At 42.7% G+C, this 14,409-nt stretch carries 14 protein-coding genes; 9 read left to right on the top strand and 5 right to left on the bottom strand.

Translation table 11 applies throughout. The features are described 5' to 3' along the window. Positions 1-33: 33 nt before the first annotated feature. Together glnG and HNW13_RS15970 are read left to right on the top strand one after the other, a co-directional pair. Complete coding sequence (glnG, locus tag HNW13_RS15975) at positions 34-1,446, top strand: nitrogen regulation protein NR(I) (protein ID WP_101084937.1); 1,413 nt, start codon at positions 34-36, stop codon at positions 1,444-1,446. Positions 1,447-1,674: 228 nt separating this feature from the next. Continuing rightward, entirely contained in the window at positions 1,675-2,904 is a 1,230-nt protein-coding gene (locus tag HNW13_RS15970) for a sensor domain-containing diguanylate cyclase (RefSeq protein ID WP_182743305.1), read from the top strand. A gap of 116 nt (positions 2,905-3,020) precedes the next feature. Here HNW13_RS15970 and HNW13_RS15965 read toward each other — a convergent pair whose 3' ends face one another. Further along, positions 3,021-4,397: a GntP family permease gene (locus tag HNW13_RS15965; RefSeq protein WP_162022108.1), complete on the bottom strand. Its 1,377-nt coding sequence runs from the start codon at positions 4,395-4,397 to the stop codon at positions 3,021-3,023. A gap of 139 nt (positions 4,398-4,536) precedes the next feature. On the opposite strand from HNW13_RS15965, the gene HNW13_RS15960 reads away from it, so the two are divergent. Then, positions 4,537-5,049 carry a gluconokinase gene (locus tag HNW13_RS15960; RefSeq protein WP_192114036.1) on the top strand — a complete coding sequence of 171 codons (513 nt, stop codon included), beginning with the start codon at positions 4,537-4,539 and terminating at the stop codon, positions 5,047-5,049. A gap of 74 nt (positions 5,050-5,123) precedes the next feature. Here the strand turns inward: HNW13_RS15960 and HNW13_RS15955 are convergent, their stop codons facing one another. Further along, entirely contained in the window at positions 5,124-5,993 is an 870-nt protein-coding gene (locus HNW13_RS15955; protein ID WP_101084934.1) for a cation diffusion facilitator family transporter, read from the bottom strand. Positions 5,994-6,194: 201 nt separating this feature from the next. Then, positions 6,195-6,686 carry a Spy/CpxP family protein refolding chaperone gene (locus tag HNW13_RS15950; RefSeq protein WP_192114035.1) on the bottom strand — a complete coding sequence of 164 codons (492 nt, stop codon included), beginning with the start codon at positions 6,684-6,686 and terminating at the stop codon, positions 6,195-6,197. Positions 6,687-6,961: 275 nt separating this feature from the next. Between HNW13_RS15950 and HNW13_RS15945 the strand changes: the two genes are divergently transcribed. The 3 genes from HNW13_RS15945 to HNW13_RS15935 all read left to right on the top strand — a co-directional run bounded on the left by HNW13_RS15945 (position 6,962) and on the right by HNW13_RS15935 (position 10,592). After that, a complete protein-coding gene (locus HNW13_RS15945; RefSeq protein WP_243756313.1) occupies positions 6,962-8,389 on the top strand; it encodes a thioredoxin family protein in 1,428 nt (475 codons plus the stop codon). A 116-nt stretch (positions 8,390-8,505) separates the two neighbouring features. Beyond that, positions 8,506-9,192 carry a response regulator gene (locus HNW13_RS15940; protein WP_059745835.1) on the top strand — a complete coding sequence of 229 codons (687 nt, stop codon included), beginning with the start codon at positions 8,506-8,508 and terminating at the stop codon, positions 9,190-9,192. Continuing rightward, entirely contained in the window at positions 9,192-10,592 is a 1,401-nt protein-coding gene (locus HNW13_RS15935; RefSeq protein ID WP_192114033.1) for an ATP-binding protein, read from the top strand. The genes HNW13_RS15940 and HNW13_RS15935 overlap by 1 nt, the downstream gene beginning before the upstream one ends. A 258-nt stretch (positions 10,593-10,850) precedes the next feature. Here the strand turns inward: HNW13_RS15935 and HNW13_RS15930 are convergent, their stop codons facing one another. After that, entirely contained in the window at positions 10,851-11,009 is a 159-nt protein-coding gene (locus HNW13_RS15930; protein WP_011635799.1) for a YqaE/Pmp3 family membrane protein, read from the bottom strand. A 317-nt stretch (positions 11,010-11,326) separates the two neighbouring features. Here HNW13_RS15930 and HNW13_RS15925 point away from each other — a divergent pair, with 317 nt between their 5' ends. From HNW13_RS15925 to HNW13_RS15915, 3 genes are all read left to right on the top strand, one after another. Then, entirely contained in the window at positions 11,327-12,703 is a 1,377-nt protein-coding gene (locus HNW13_RS15925) for a mechanosensitive ion channel family protein (RefSeq protein ID WP_192114032.1), read from the top strand. Positions 12,704-12,953: 250 nt separating this feature from the next. Then, a complete protein-coding gene (trmL, locus tag HNW13_RS15920) occupies positions 12,954-13,418 on the top strand; it encodes a tRNA (uridine(34)/cytosine(34)/5-carboxymethylaminomethyluridine(34)-2'-O)-methyltransferase TrmL (RefSeq protein ID WP_059745837.1) in 465 nt (154 codons plus the stop codon). Beyond that, a complete protein-coding gene (locus HNW13_RS15915; protein ID WP_101084929.1) occupies positions 13,418-13,756 on the top strand; it encodes a DUF2956 domain-containing protein in 339 nt (112 codons plus the stop codon). Before trmL ends, HNW13_RS15915 begins: the two co-directional genes overlap by 1 nt. 29 nt (positions 13,757-13,785) lie before the next feature. On the opposite strand, the gene HNW13_RS15910 is transcribed toward HNW13_RS15915, so the two are convergent. Continuing rightward, positions 13,786-14,349: a hypothetical protein gene (locus HNW13_RS15910; RefSeq protein ID WP_101084928.1), complete on the bottom strand. Its 564-nt coding sequence runs from the start codon at positions 14,347-14,349 to the stop codon at positions 13,786-13,788. Positions 14,350-14,409: the final 60 nt, after the last annotated feature.

Here is a 14,409-nt window from a genome sequence, read left to right as displayed (position 1 = left end):
AGCATGCCTTTGTAGGCAGAATGAGGTAGTAACATGAACATTAGTGAACAAGTTTGGATCCTCGATGATGATAGTTCGATCCGTTGGGTACTCGAAAAAGCCCTTAAAGGCGCATCACTGTCAACGGCTAGCTTTGCTGCTGCAGAATCCTTGTGGCAAGCTTTAGAAGCATCACAACCTCAAGTCATCGTTTCAGACATCCGCATGCCAGGTACTGATGGCTTAACCTTGCTTGATCGCTTACAACTGCATTATCCGCATATTCCAGTGATCATCATGACCGCCCACTCAGACTTAGACAGTGCCGTGAGCGCATATCAAGCAGGTGCATTTGAATACCTACCAAAACCATTTGATATTGATGAAGCCATTAATTTAGTTGAACGCGCACTCACACATGCAACAGAGCAAGCACCACAACCCGTTATTGATACCACCATAAAAACCCCTGAAATTATTGGTGAAGCCCCGGCAATGCAAGAAGTGTTTCGTGCCATAGGCCGATTATCTCGCTCATCTATCAGTGTGCTCATCAATGGCCAATCTGGTACTGGTAAAGAATTAGTCGCTGGTGCATTGCACAAACACAGCCCGCGTAAGGACAAACCCTTTATTGCATTAAATATGGCTGCCATCCCAAAAGATTTGATTGAATCTGAACTCTTTGGCCATGAAAAAGGCGCCTTTACTGGTGCCGCCAACGTGCGCCAAGGTCGTTTTGAACAAGCTAATGGTGGCACGCTATTTTTAGATGAAATTGGTGACATGCCAATCGATGTGCAAACGCGATTATTACGAGTCCTTGCCGACGGCCAGTTCTATCGTGTCGGCGGTCATCAAGCAGTGCAAGTTGATGTACGTATTATTGCTGCGACACATCAAAATCTTGAGGTGCAGGTGCAAAAAGGCACCTTCCGCGAAGATTTATTTCATCGCCTCAATGTGATCAGAGTACACTTACCGCCGTTATCGCAGCGCCGTGAAGACATTGCCCAACTCGCCAATCACTTTTTAAGCACCGCAGCGAAAGAGATTGGCGTTGAACCCAAAATACTCACTAAAGAAACCGCGGTAAAATTGGCTAACCTTCCTTGGCCGGGTAATGTTCGTCAACTTGAGAATACTTGTCGTTGGTTAACCGTAATGGCGTCCGGACAAGAAATTTTACCGCAAGATTTACCACCAGAATTGCTTAAAGACCCAGTAGCAACCCAGCAGAAACAAGCTGGAGCAAGTGACTGGCAAACCGCATTAACTGATTGGATTGATGAAAAGCTGGCTGCAGGTGAAAGTGATTTACTCACTGAAGTGCAACCTGAATTTGAACGTATTTTACTTGAAACAGCACTAAGACATACTCAAGGCCATAAACAAGAAGCCGCTAAACGTCTAGGTTGGGGTCGTAATACCCTAACGCGTAAATTAAAAGAGCTGTCGATGGACTAAAAACGAAACGACGCAGGGGAGCCATAATGATGTAATAACATTATGGCAATGACACTTTTATGAAAATGCTATGATCTTAACAACGGTAAGTGCGAAGATGATCTCATATTGCCGAGTTTACCCAGTTTACACATCACATCACATCAGGGTACAAATAACCAAAAGCGCTAGAATATTTATCGAGTAAAAATGCTACATTAAAATATAACATTCAAACAAGGAACGATTTTGGATTTTGATGCTCATTATGGTGTAGTTATTCATCAAGATTTTATACCACTTTATGCCGATGATAATTATGCAAAAATCTTCGGTTATAATACAGCTCAAGATATTTTAGCGCTAAAGAGTGTTCTAGAGTTAATCGATCCCGAACTACAGGATGTAGCCACACACACTTACTACGCATTAATGAGTGGTATAGAAAAACCTCAGGTACGCAGCTACGTTAACCGTAACCGTTTAGGTTTGAAACTCAATATATTAGCTATTGAACACATAGTTGAATGGCAAGGACGATCAGCCCTACAAATCACGATTGTGGATTTAACTGAATCTACAACACTTAAACAAGCTTTAGTACAAAGTGAAAGTCGCTATCAGCAATTAGTCAATGGATCTGTACAAGGCGTATTAGTACATCGCAACTTTAGCCCGCTATATTGCAATCAGACATTAGCACAACTATTCGGTTACCCTAATACCCAAAGTATTATGTCACTCGCCTCAATTTTGGATGTGATTGAACCAAGCTATCAAGAACAGCGCCTAGACGCTAACGCTGCGTTACTCGCGAATAAAGTTAAACCTCATCCTGTTGAAATCAAATGCCTACACCTTAGCGGTCGTATCATATGGGTGAAATTAATTGAGACGGTGATCAGTTGGGAGCAGCAACCCGCTATTCAAGTTACCATGATCGATGTCACCGAATCTTATTTATTAAAAGACAAACTCGATAAACAAATCTATGTTGATTACCTCACAAAAGCCCTTAATCGACGAGGGTTAATCCATTTTAGTCAGCAATTAATGACCCATAGCACCCTTGTGCATGAACACCTTTATTGTGTCTTAATGGGTATAGATGATTTAAAGCAAATTAACCATTTGTTTGGCCATGATATGGGTGATAAAGCGTTAATTCACTTTGCTCAGCATTGCCAAAGTAAGCTTGCTGAAACTGACTTAATCGCCCGTTGGAGCGGTGATGAATTTATTGCCATCATTCAAGCTAGCAGCAAAAATATTGCACTAAAAATAGCCGAGAGTATTCGTCATAGTATCGAACATACGGAGCTAATCGAACCAGAAAGCGGTAAGCACATTCGCTTTAGTGCCTGTGTCGGGTTATCTAACTGGCAAGCTGACGACACTATCGACCGCCTTATTTTGCGTGCAGATTCAGCGTTAGAACAAGCCCGATCACAAATCACTAGCCAGCTAGTGTTTGCATAACCTAGAGTCATAAATACACTAAATTAAGCCAATATTCTGGCTAACAAAATCCGCTATTGCGGCTTTGTTAGTATTAAAACGTCAATTCGTCACTGTTAATGATAACCGATTGATATTTAAAACAGTATGCTCAAGATACCAACAATGATAAAAGCTATGGTGCCGAGTAAAGTTTCCATCACTGTCCATGTTTTTAACGTGGTTTTCTCGTCCATTTCCATCAAACGCCCTACCAGCCAAAAACCGGAATCATTAAAGTGCGATAACACCGTTGAACCACCAGCAATGGCAATCACAATAAAACATAAATCAGCAGCGCTTAATCCAGCCGTTGCCGCAACCATGGGCGCAATTAATGCAGCTGTAGTGGTTAATGCCACAGTTGCAGAACCTTGCGCCACCCGCAAACAGGTGGCAATAACAAATGCGGCCACAATTAACGGCATACCGGTATCGGATAATGCATCCGCTAACGCTTGTCCTATACCACTGGCACGTAACACACCACCAAACATGCCACCAGCACCCGTGACTAATATCACCGCACAAATTGGCCCTAATGAATCGCCACACAGTTTTTCAAGCGGTTGCATGCCGTAGTCTTTAGCAAAGACCACCAAACACACTAATAAGGTAATCAGCAATGCGATGGGCGTCTTACCCAGCATTCGCAGTAATTGAACTAATGGCAACTTACCATCAATAACTCCTGCTACCGCTAAGGTATTTAATCCCGTATCCATAAAAATGAGTATCACAGGTAACACCAGAATCGACATCACTGTAGCAAACTTGGGGATCTTGTCGACATCGATAATAGGTGCGGTGCTGAAGAAAACTTTCGATACGGGAATATCAAATTTTTTGCCTGCATATAAACCAAATAAGTAAGCGCCGATATACCATGTAGGGATTGCTACCATCATGCCAACAAATAGCAATAAACCAATGTTGGCGCCAAGTAAGTCTGCAGCTGCTACCGGTCCAGGGTGTGGCGGTACAAAAGCATGCATCACCGCAAATGCACCCGCAGACGGTAAAGCATACTTAAGTGGTGAGTCGCCAAAGCGTTTAGCCACGCTAAAAATAATAGGCATCATTACCATTAAGCCAGCATCAAAAAATATTGGAAAACCAAACAACAGCGAAGCGATACCTAACGCTAGCGGCGCTTTATCTTCACCAAAGCGGCTAATCAAGGTATCGGCAAGCACTTTAGCACCGCCAGTGACCTCTAAAATCTTACCTATCATAGCGCCAAGGCCGACTAATAAGGCAACTGAAGCCAAGGTGCCACCAAAACCCGCCATCATAGTCGGCACTACTTGATCACTGCTAATGCCACTTGCCAGTGCAGTGGCCACGCAGACTAATGTTAACGATACAAAAGCATGCAATTTCATTTTAATAATCAGGATCAATAACGCGATAATGGCGAGTGCAGCTATCATCAACAAGTAGGTCGGGTCTGCGATTTGTACCATTGTGTCCATACTATATTCCAAAGTGATTAATGAGAGTGCTAATTCGAATTCACAAACCTTAATGAGATCAGTAAACTCAAGTTATAAACTGAGTTACGAAAAAATAAGCCTTTAATTATATAAGCTTATATTAAGGAATGGTAAGAGAATGACAGGAAAATGCATTATTGTAATGGGTGTGTGCGCATGTGGTAAAAGCAGCGTAGGTGAACTGTTAGCAAAAATGATGAATGCCACTTTTGTAGACGGTGACGATCTTCACCCCCAGGCCAACATAGAAAAAATGGCCCGAGGAGAACCTCTAAATGATGCTGATAGAGCACCTTGGTTATCGCGTATTGGTGATCTAGCTTTAGAATTTAACAACCAAAATAAAACCGTGATTATTGGTTGTTCTGCACTAAAAAAATCCTATCGGGATCTAATTCGGCAAGGTAATCAACAGGTCGGTTTTTTATATTTGCAGGGTAACTATGAATTGATTTTGGCACGCATAATGGCCAGAAAAGGTCACTTTATGAAACAAAACATGGTCGACAGCCAGTTTGCCACATTAGAAGAACCCACTAATGAGCCATTAGTGGTGACTGTCGATATTAACGCCAGTATTACAGACATAGTAAAGCAGGCTTTGGCGCAATTTAACGCTCTGGGATTTTAATCTCCATATCTAACCTGTGTCAGCTTAATCGCACGTATTGCTGAGCTGGCATTTGTCATCCCCATTCATCTCTATCACACCGGGTCTTGGTGAATAATCACTTCAGCATCATCAAACGCCGCTTTAATCGTCATACCCGCTTTATCTGCTATTTCATGAGCATCATGCAAAGACAAGTTACCGGCTAATTCCATGTGCAATTGAATAAATGTGGTTTTACCTGCTTGGCGAGTACGTAAATCGTGAATACCTTGAACCCGAGGGTCTTGCTTGGCCAAGGCTTTAATCTTGTCACGAGTCTCATTGTCTAACTCGCGGTCAAGTAAGCTCTGAATTGAACGATAACCTAAACCGAGTGCTTGATTACCAATAAACAACGCAATAAACACCGCAAACAAACCATCGGCCCACCACCAGCCATATTGCGCTAATATTAGCGCAAACAACACCGCTGCATTCAATAACAAGTCAGACTTATAATGCAATGAATCGGCTTCAACCAAAGAGCTATTGGTTTTTTTCAACGCATGTCGTTGCAGTAAAACGAGTGCAAATGTCAGCACAATGGCAATAATCGACACCACTATGCCACTCATCGCATTGGTGACTGCCACTGGATGAATAAGCTTTTCGCCGCCATACAATAATAATAACGACGCCGAACCTAAAATAAAGGCCGCTTGGGCTAACGTTGCTAATGGTTCAGCTTTGCCATGGCCATAACGATGATCTTTATCCGCGGGAACAATGGCATACCGAATAGCAATAAAGTTAACAATCGAAGCAAGTGCATCTGCAAATGAATCCGTTAATGAGCCCAACATACTGGCCGAGCCAGAGTACAACCAAGCGATTAACTTAATCACAATAAGACACAGCGCAGTAGCTACCGACGCGCGGCTAGCTAATTTGACCCAAAAGTCATATTCAGAAGAGGTACTCATATAAGAATTGTCGGCTCATTTAACTGATGATTTATCTGCTATTACTATAGCAAGTTCATTGCTCGATTAGGATAAAGTTTACTAAAGTCGCTGCTGGTCTTATGCAAAGTGTGACCATTAGCAAACTTGCATGAATAAAAAAGCCATTACCCCAAGGTAATGGCTTTTATCTATTTAACCTGATGTTGTATCAGTTAATCATTAACGGCGCGGTTTGTGGCCTTTGCCTAGCTTAAATTTATCTTGAAACGTTTGTTGCTGTTCAGGCGTTAATAATTGATAAATTTCGTTTTGCATTTTCAAATGCGTCAGCATCTTTTGTAAATGCTTTTGTTGCTGTGCTTCAGCCATTGCAGTTGCTTTTGCTTCGTCAAAACCAGCGGTAGTGATTAACGCTAACATTTCTGTACGGTGCTCAGCGCGCTGCTCTTTAGTTGGGCGCTCAGGACGGTTAGCTTTGTACTTATCGAAGATGGCTTTTACTTGAACTTTTTGGGCATCAGTTAAGTCCAGCTTACGAAGCATTTTATGCATGCTGCCTTTGTGACCATGATGTCGGTCACCTTTAGCGGCAACATTTTCAGTTTTTACAGTGTTATCAGCTGCATCAACTGCATATAACTGGCCAGCTAATAAAGACGAACTTGCCACTAAGGCAACTAAACTCGTTTTGATGATTGATGATGTTTTCATTGTTAAGTACCTCGGTATGAATGGGATTTATTTTCTGCCTTAGCAGATTTGATACTCAGTTTACCGAATGCAATGTCAATGAGGGTTAAGACTGAGTAAACCTATGTAAAGAACGTTTTCATAGCACTTTAGCGCCAGTAATTCATGATCAAGTTGGCATATTGAATGATAAAAATCGCAGTAATGCGAGCCAGTTAACGTAATTCAGACTTGATCCTTACAGTATTCATATTAGGGCATAAAATCTAACTATTAGCGCTTTAATGGAATACATTATGAACCGATTGATTGGCCAATTACTGTTACTTCTTTGTGTACTGATATTGGCACCCAGCTCAATAGCCAGTACCGCGGCCTCAACAGACGACTCACTTTGGTATACTCAGCAAAACCAGCAGCCTGTGGTTAAACTGCATTTCTTTTGGTCTAAAACCTGTCCTCATTGTCGTGAAGCGCATCCTTTTATTGATGCTTTAGGCGAACGTTTTGACTGGATAGAATTACACGACTACGCCATTAGCGAACCCGGCAATGTCGATAAACTCATGGAAATGGGCCAACACACTGGTGTTGAACCTAAATCGGTGCCCTACTTTGCCATTTGTGGCGAGGCCGTTGTTGGCTATAACAGCCATGATGTCACAGGGCGTTACATCCTAGAGCGCTTAGTTAACTGCTATCAACGCCAAGGTGGTAAAGCTGACATTGGTAATAAGCTCGATGATTTCTTAGGCGCTACGCCAGTGGTAAGCGCACCACTATTTGAAACCTGTAGTGACACAAGTGACGACCCAGAAGCCGAAGGTTCGTGTGGCATGTCATTTGACCAAGCCAGTGACATTACCCCTATACCAACTGTTCAGCCTGTCGACATTCCACTCATTGGTGCAGTGCACCCTGAAGAAATGTCATTGCCAGTGCTCACCTTAGTACTCGCTGGTGTCGATGCTTTTAATCCTTGCGCATTTTTCGTGTTGCTGTTTTTACTGAGCATCATGGTTAATGCAGGCAGCCGCAAACGTATGTTATTGGTAGGCGGTATTTTTGTATTCTTCTCAGGCTTTATCTACTTTATATTTATGAGCGCCTGGCTTAACTTATTCCAACTACTTGGCGGCGGTGATGGCGGTATCATTATCACTTGTGCGGGAGTATTGGCATTGATTGCAGCCATAGTGAATATAAAAGATTACTTTTACGGCCGCGGCGAGGTCAGCCTTTCAATGTCAGTTGAAAATCGTGGCTCGCTTATTAAGCGTATGGGCAAATTATCTAAAGCCAGCTCGTTACCGACAATGATTTTAGGCTCAACGATTCTGGCTATTTTAGCTAACACTTATGAACTGCTTTGCACCGCTGGTTTTCCAATGATTTACACCTCAGTGTTGTCGTTATCAGATCTCGATACCATGCAACGTTACTTATACCTCATCGCTTACAATGTGGTTTACGTTATTCCACTTGCCGCTATTGTGATTGTATTCTCAATGACCTTAGGTAAACGCAAACTGACCGAAAAAGAAGGCGAAGTACTTAAACTGATGTCAGGTATTATGATGTTAGGTTTAGGCAGCATGTTAGTGTTTAACCCTAACTCACTGCAAAATGCAGTCTTTTCTGTAGGTCTGATTTTGGGGTCTATTGTACTGACCTTTATTATTGCCAGAATTAAACGCTACATAGTGCAAAATAAAGCAGGATAAATGTAAAACTGTGCAATGTTGATATGATTTAATCTTGGCATAAGATAAGCTTAATTGATTGAAAAATCTGTATGTTAGCTTCAACATACAGATTTTCTTTGTGCCAGAGGAAAGTTATGAATCGTATTTTACTGATCGACGATGATATTGGTTTATCCGATCTACTCAGCCAATTACTTGAGTTGGAAGGCTTTGTATTAACCCAAGCTTATGATGGTGAGCAAGGGCTGATGATGGCGCAACAGCAAGACTTCGATTTAATCCTTCTTGACGTGATGCTGCCTAAACTGAATGGTTTTGAAGTCTTGCGTGCTTTACGCCAACGCAAGCAAACACCGGTATTAATGCTAACCGCTCGCGGTGATGAAATTGACCGGGTTGTCGGCCTTGAAATTGGTGCCGATGACTATTTGCCAAAACCCTTTAATGATCGCGAGTTAGTGGCTCGAATTAGAGCCATATTACGTCGAGCGCAAACCACTCAGCAAGATAGCCAAGCCAATGAAATGATGCAGTTTGGTGATTTACGTCTCGACCCTACCCGCCAAGAAACCTATTGCAATGAGCAACTAATCATTCTCACTGGCACCGAATTTTCACTGCTATTTCATTTAATCGAAAAGTCAGGCGAACTGGTCACCAAAGAATCATTAAGCGAAAACGTATTAGGCAAAAAGTTAATGCCATTTGATCGTAGCTTAGATATGCATTTGTCTAACTTACGCAAGAAACTACCAGAGCGCCAAGATGGCCGTCCACGCGTCAAAACCCTGCGCGGTAAAGGTTATATTTGGATACCGTAATGCTAAAGAACAATCCATTTAACGGGCTATTTTTTAAATTATTGTTAGGCTTTTGGCTATGCAGTTCATTGATTATTGCACTGGTGTCTTTATTGCCATTACTGCAACAAAACCATGATCGTTCGCCATTACCTGCCAGCCTTGAGCGAGTGCTTAAAAACGTTGCAGAACGGATACAAGAGCAACCTCAATTGCTCGAAGGTAAAAACCTTCAACGTCTGCACCGTAGCCGCAATAAAGAAGGTGATAGAAACCATAATGGCGGCCCATTGCGTTTATATTTAACTGATGGCGAAGGCCAAGTATTAAATACCAAACGAGTATCGCGTGGATTTAGACGTTTTCAACTCATGGCAGAAGAAGCAGACCAACCGATCAGCCATCAATTTAGAGATGAGCTTATTTTTGGCCCGTATTCTTTTGAAGTCAACAGCAAACCGTATCAATTATTTGGTCGTTTCCCCGATAATCATCCACGGCCGTGGTTCTTTTTCTTTGCCGACAATAAATTACTGACTGCAGGCTTAGCCATATTATTGTCAGGCTTATTATGCGGTTTACTCGCATGGTATTTGGGTAAGCCATTACGTTCGCTAAAACACAGTGCCAATGCCCTCGCTAGAGGTGATTTATCTAGCAGAGTTGATGCAGCTACCGCAAATCGTCGCGATGAAATGGGCCAATTGGCACAGGCTTTCAACGGCATGGCCGATGCCGTACAAACCATGATTAACAATCAGCAAAGATTAATGGGCGACATATCTCATGAACTGCGCACACCGCTCACTAGGCTGCAATTAGCCTTAGCGTTAGGTCGTAAAAAAGGGCTGCAAAGTGAAGAGCTAGAACGTATCGGCTATGAAGCACTACAACTTGAAGCGCTAATAAGCGAGTTGCTCACTCTATCTCGGGTAAGCTTGGCCAGCCATGAAAATAAAGTCGTACTCGAATTAGCAGAATCTTTAAGCCAAGTGTTAGATGACGCCGAATTTGAAGCCGAGCAGCAAGGAAAACTATTACAAATTGATATACCAGAGGCGCTGCTATTACCTTTTCACCCAAAGACACTCTCGCGCGCCATAGAAAATCTGCTGCGTAATGCGATTTACTATGCCAATAGTCAGATAACCATTAGTGCAGCCCAAGTTGGCAAGCACATATTGATAACGGTGGAAGACGACGGTCCAGGTATAGAGCCACAAGAACTCGAAGCTATATTTAAACCTTTCTATCGCCCCGACACTGCCAGAGATAGGCAAAGCGGCGGTTGGGGTTTGGGCTTGGCAATCACTCAAGCCGCCATTACGTTACACCAAGGCAGTATAGTGGCAGAAAACCTTATCGGCCCAACAGGAAAGCGCGAAGGCCTTAAGCTCAGTATCAGTTTACCGGTTAGCTAGTCGATATAAAAAGATAAACTTCAACCACTTATATTCTAATCGGACTGAGTAATGGCATTGTCCATAACCCCTGCATACGCAGGGAATAAACGAGTATCAATAAACAGCTAGCTCAGCTTAATAGACGACACAGCGTAAAGCACATTATTGATAAACATGTCATTACTAGGTAAAAATTACCCCTAACTGGCAACATTTTCCGATAAATGTGAGCAGCCTGAGCCGCTTCACCATTAGGGATAATCATCTTGGCAGCCACTAGCGCTTAGCAATCACCCATACCGCGTGCACTATCCCAGGAATGTAGCCTAGCAAGGTTAAAATTATATTTAATAATAAGGTCTTACTTAGCCCCACTTGCAGGAAAACCCCAAGAGGTGGTAGTAAGATTGCGATTAAAATACGTAATAAATCCATGATATTCTCCATTTTGAATGTGTTGAGGTTAGCAATTACCCCAGCGTGTATGAACTGATTTGTATTCACTTTCATAATATACAAAGCAATTACCAGACCACTATTTCTAATGTTGCTGTTCTAGATCTTAATCAGCATCGGTTTTTAAGCAACTACACGACCCCATATATTGACCTATTAGTATGCCTTTAGAAGTGAAAAAAGCCCTTTTTGCATACTCTAAAAACATTAGCAGATAACACTCACAACCTTTGGTGCCTTTGAAGTTTATTTGCTAATATTGAATAATGACAGGCTAATACCTTGCGGATAATCTTATGATTTGTCGATTTTTTTTAAACCGTTTTTCTCACTGCAATCAGCGATCATCCCCAAGATTAAGTCGATGGATTCTACTATGGAGTTTAGTCTCTGTTGGTTGCCTTACCAACTTTGTGTCTACTGATGCCCAGGCTGCGCCTTCGCCCAACACTGTGAAGCAACTGATACAGATTAACGACCCAAGCAGCGCAATAGACATTGAAATACAAGGCTCTGTCGTCAATCTAAACGGCTCTGCCACGGAGCAAGCGAGTAAAGAGCGCATACTGCAAACTATAGCCGCTTTACCTGGTGTAACTCAGGTTGTCGATAATATTCACTTGCAACCTATTGCGCCCTTATCTTTGGCTCCACTGAAGCAAGATGCTGAGCAATTTTGGGCCAAAGCCTTACTCTATTTACCGCGTTTGGCTTTAGGGTTATCGATTTTCTTACTCCTATTTTGGCTTTCACATCCTTTAGCTCGCTTATTGATTAGTCCCTTAGCTTGGGTGACAAAAAGTGAATTGATCCGTTTAGTGATGCAGCGCAGCATCAGCATATTAATCATATTGTTAGGGCTGTATATATTCTTGCGTCTCGCGGGCTTAACGCAGTTTGCGGTCGCTATTATTAGCAGCACTGGTGTCATTGGGCTGATTTTAGGTTTTGCCTTTAAAGACATCGCCGAAAACTTTATTTCCAGCTTATTACTCAGTGTGCAGCGTCCGTTCAAATTAGGTGATGTAATCTCCGTCGAAGGGAATTTGGGAGTGGTAAAGCAAGTCACAGCAAGAGCCACCACGTTAGTCGATTACGACGGAAATCATATCCAAATACCCAATGCCACTATCTATAAAAACGTGATTAAAAATCTTACCGCCAACCCGAGAATGCGTGGCAATTTTGTCATTGGCATTGGCTATGATGCAAGTATCCGTAAGGCTCAGGACATCGCTATGGAGATCATGGCCGATCATCACGGCGTACTCGCAGATCCCGAGCCGCAGGTGCTGATAAAAAACCTTGGTTCATCGACGATTAATCTACAAGTGTATTTTTGGGTCAATGCTGAAACTCACAGTGTTCCAAAAGTGGCTTCAATTTTAATGCGCTTGCTGGTGCGCGCTTATGAAGCGAATCAGATCAGCTTGCCTGACGACGCCCGCGAACGTATTTTCCCTCAAGGGATACAATTAGTCACCAATGGACATCAGCAAGGTGAAACACCTCTGAATACGATACAGAGCACTGAGCACAACAGCAACAAAGCCCAAGAGTCATTAGAAGATGCCCATAATGAAACTAGCGATGACATCAGCAGCGATACCGATGATATACGTCAACAAGCGGCACAATCACGAGATCCTGAAAGTGGCGCCAATATTATCTAAGCTCTTATGTTGGTTGAGGAATAAGCATGGAATTTTTATTTCTCGATATGCGAACTATAGCGCGAAGGCATCAATAAAATAGCCAGTATTTTATCAGGTTGTTATTGCCTATGTGTCAGCGCCCAACCAGCAATTATCATCAGGGCTGTATCGCCCATTTTGATAACGTCAGCATTGATAACGCCTCGCAGTCAAACCTTGGTTAGGGTATAATTTGCCACTCTTTTTATGCTTCGTACCTAAGGTTGCTATGTTTCATATTGCCCTTTATGAACCCGAAATCGCTCCAAATACCGGAAACATCATTCGTCTATGCGCCAACAATGGCTCGCAGTTACATTTGATTGAGCCGTTAGGTTTTGATCTCGAAGAAAAGAAATTACGTCGCGCGGGACTCGATTATTCGGATCTAACCAGTGTGACTCGCCATAAAAACTATGCCGCTTTTTTAGAGGCCATGGCAGGAAAGCGTATTATTGCTTGCACCACTAAAGGTAGCCGTCCTCATACGCAAATTGCTTTCCAAGAAAATGATGTATTATTATTTGGCCCCGAAACCCGTGGGTTACCAATGGATATTATTGATGCGACGCCACTTGCGCAGCGCTTACGTATCCCAATGACCGCCAATAGCCGTAGCTTAAACTTATCCAATTCAGTTGCCATTATTAGTTATGAAGCATGGCGTCAGCTGGGTTTTGCAGGCGCTGAGTAATGAAAAAGACGCTATCACCTGAAACCCAACAAGATGCTTTAGCCATTGCTAAAGCAACCCAAAAACCTGGGCAAGTTAAAGAACAAACCAAGCTGATTGCTGCGGGCGTTGAAAAGGGGATTGCTGAATACAAAAAACGTGAGAAGGCTAAGGCTCGTGAACGAGATAAAGCCCGTAAACAGCAGCAAAAATCTAAAAGCGCGACAAGCTCAAATGATGACGATTCCGATATGTCTTACATTGAACCAGAGAGTCGATTCAACCCTTTAACATGGTCGTTGCTGGGGTTACTGCTATTGAGTTGGGCATTGTTTGCCGCTTATTTGTTTTATCGCTAAGTCACTGTGGGTGTTAAGAAGCACTCATTTTATTCTGTCGGCAGAGTATTCTTTGCCGATGGTTTAAGCAGACTAATGGCTCTAATGACTTGATACTGCTCACTGTCGTCATCCAAATAGTGCGCGCTTTGCTGCCATTGCCATCCTGCTGTTGACGGTTTGGTATCACTCATCATGGGATCGAACTGCAATTGTACTAAGGCCGGACGTTGATTAATTTCCCCCTTGCCTAAAAATGAGTAACTGCCCGCTTGCTCATAAAGCGTTAACTGTTGCGAAATATCATCGGTAATCCCATTGGCATACACCAATAAAATATGATCTTGTTGTTGCCTAAACCACCAAGTTTCACTGTTCGAAAAGCGACTACCACGGCTAACACTAATGTATAAATTACGTTTATCTGCCGAGCACATCACCGAAGTGCTTACCTGCTTAGGCGCAACATTCGGATTGGCTGCACTGCCCTGCCACTCACCCGCTAGTTGGCTACAAAACGTATCTAAGGTTACTTTCGCAGCATAAGATGACGTTGAATGTGTCAGTAACAACATCGCCGTTAGCAGTAATATAAATCGGCATGTATGTATCATTAACCATCCTCTTATCGCAATCGCGTTTAACACTTAACGGATCACAAGCTCAACATAAGC

The organism is Shewanella sp. BF02_Schw (genome assembly GCF_014596695.2).
Taxonomy (GTDB): domain Bacteria; phylum Pseudomonadota; class Gammaproteobacteria; order Enterobacterales; family Shewanellaceae; genus Shewanella.
Note: the sequence above shows the minus strand (reverse complement) of the source record. Positions and strands in the feature narration are given on the sequence as shown.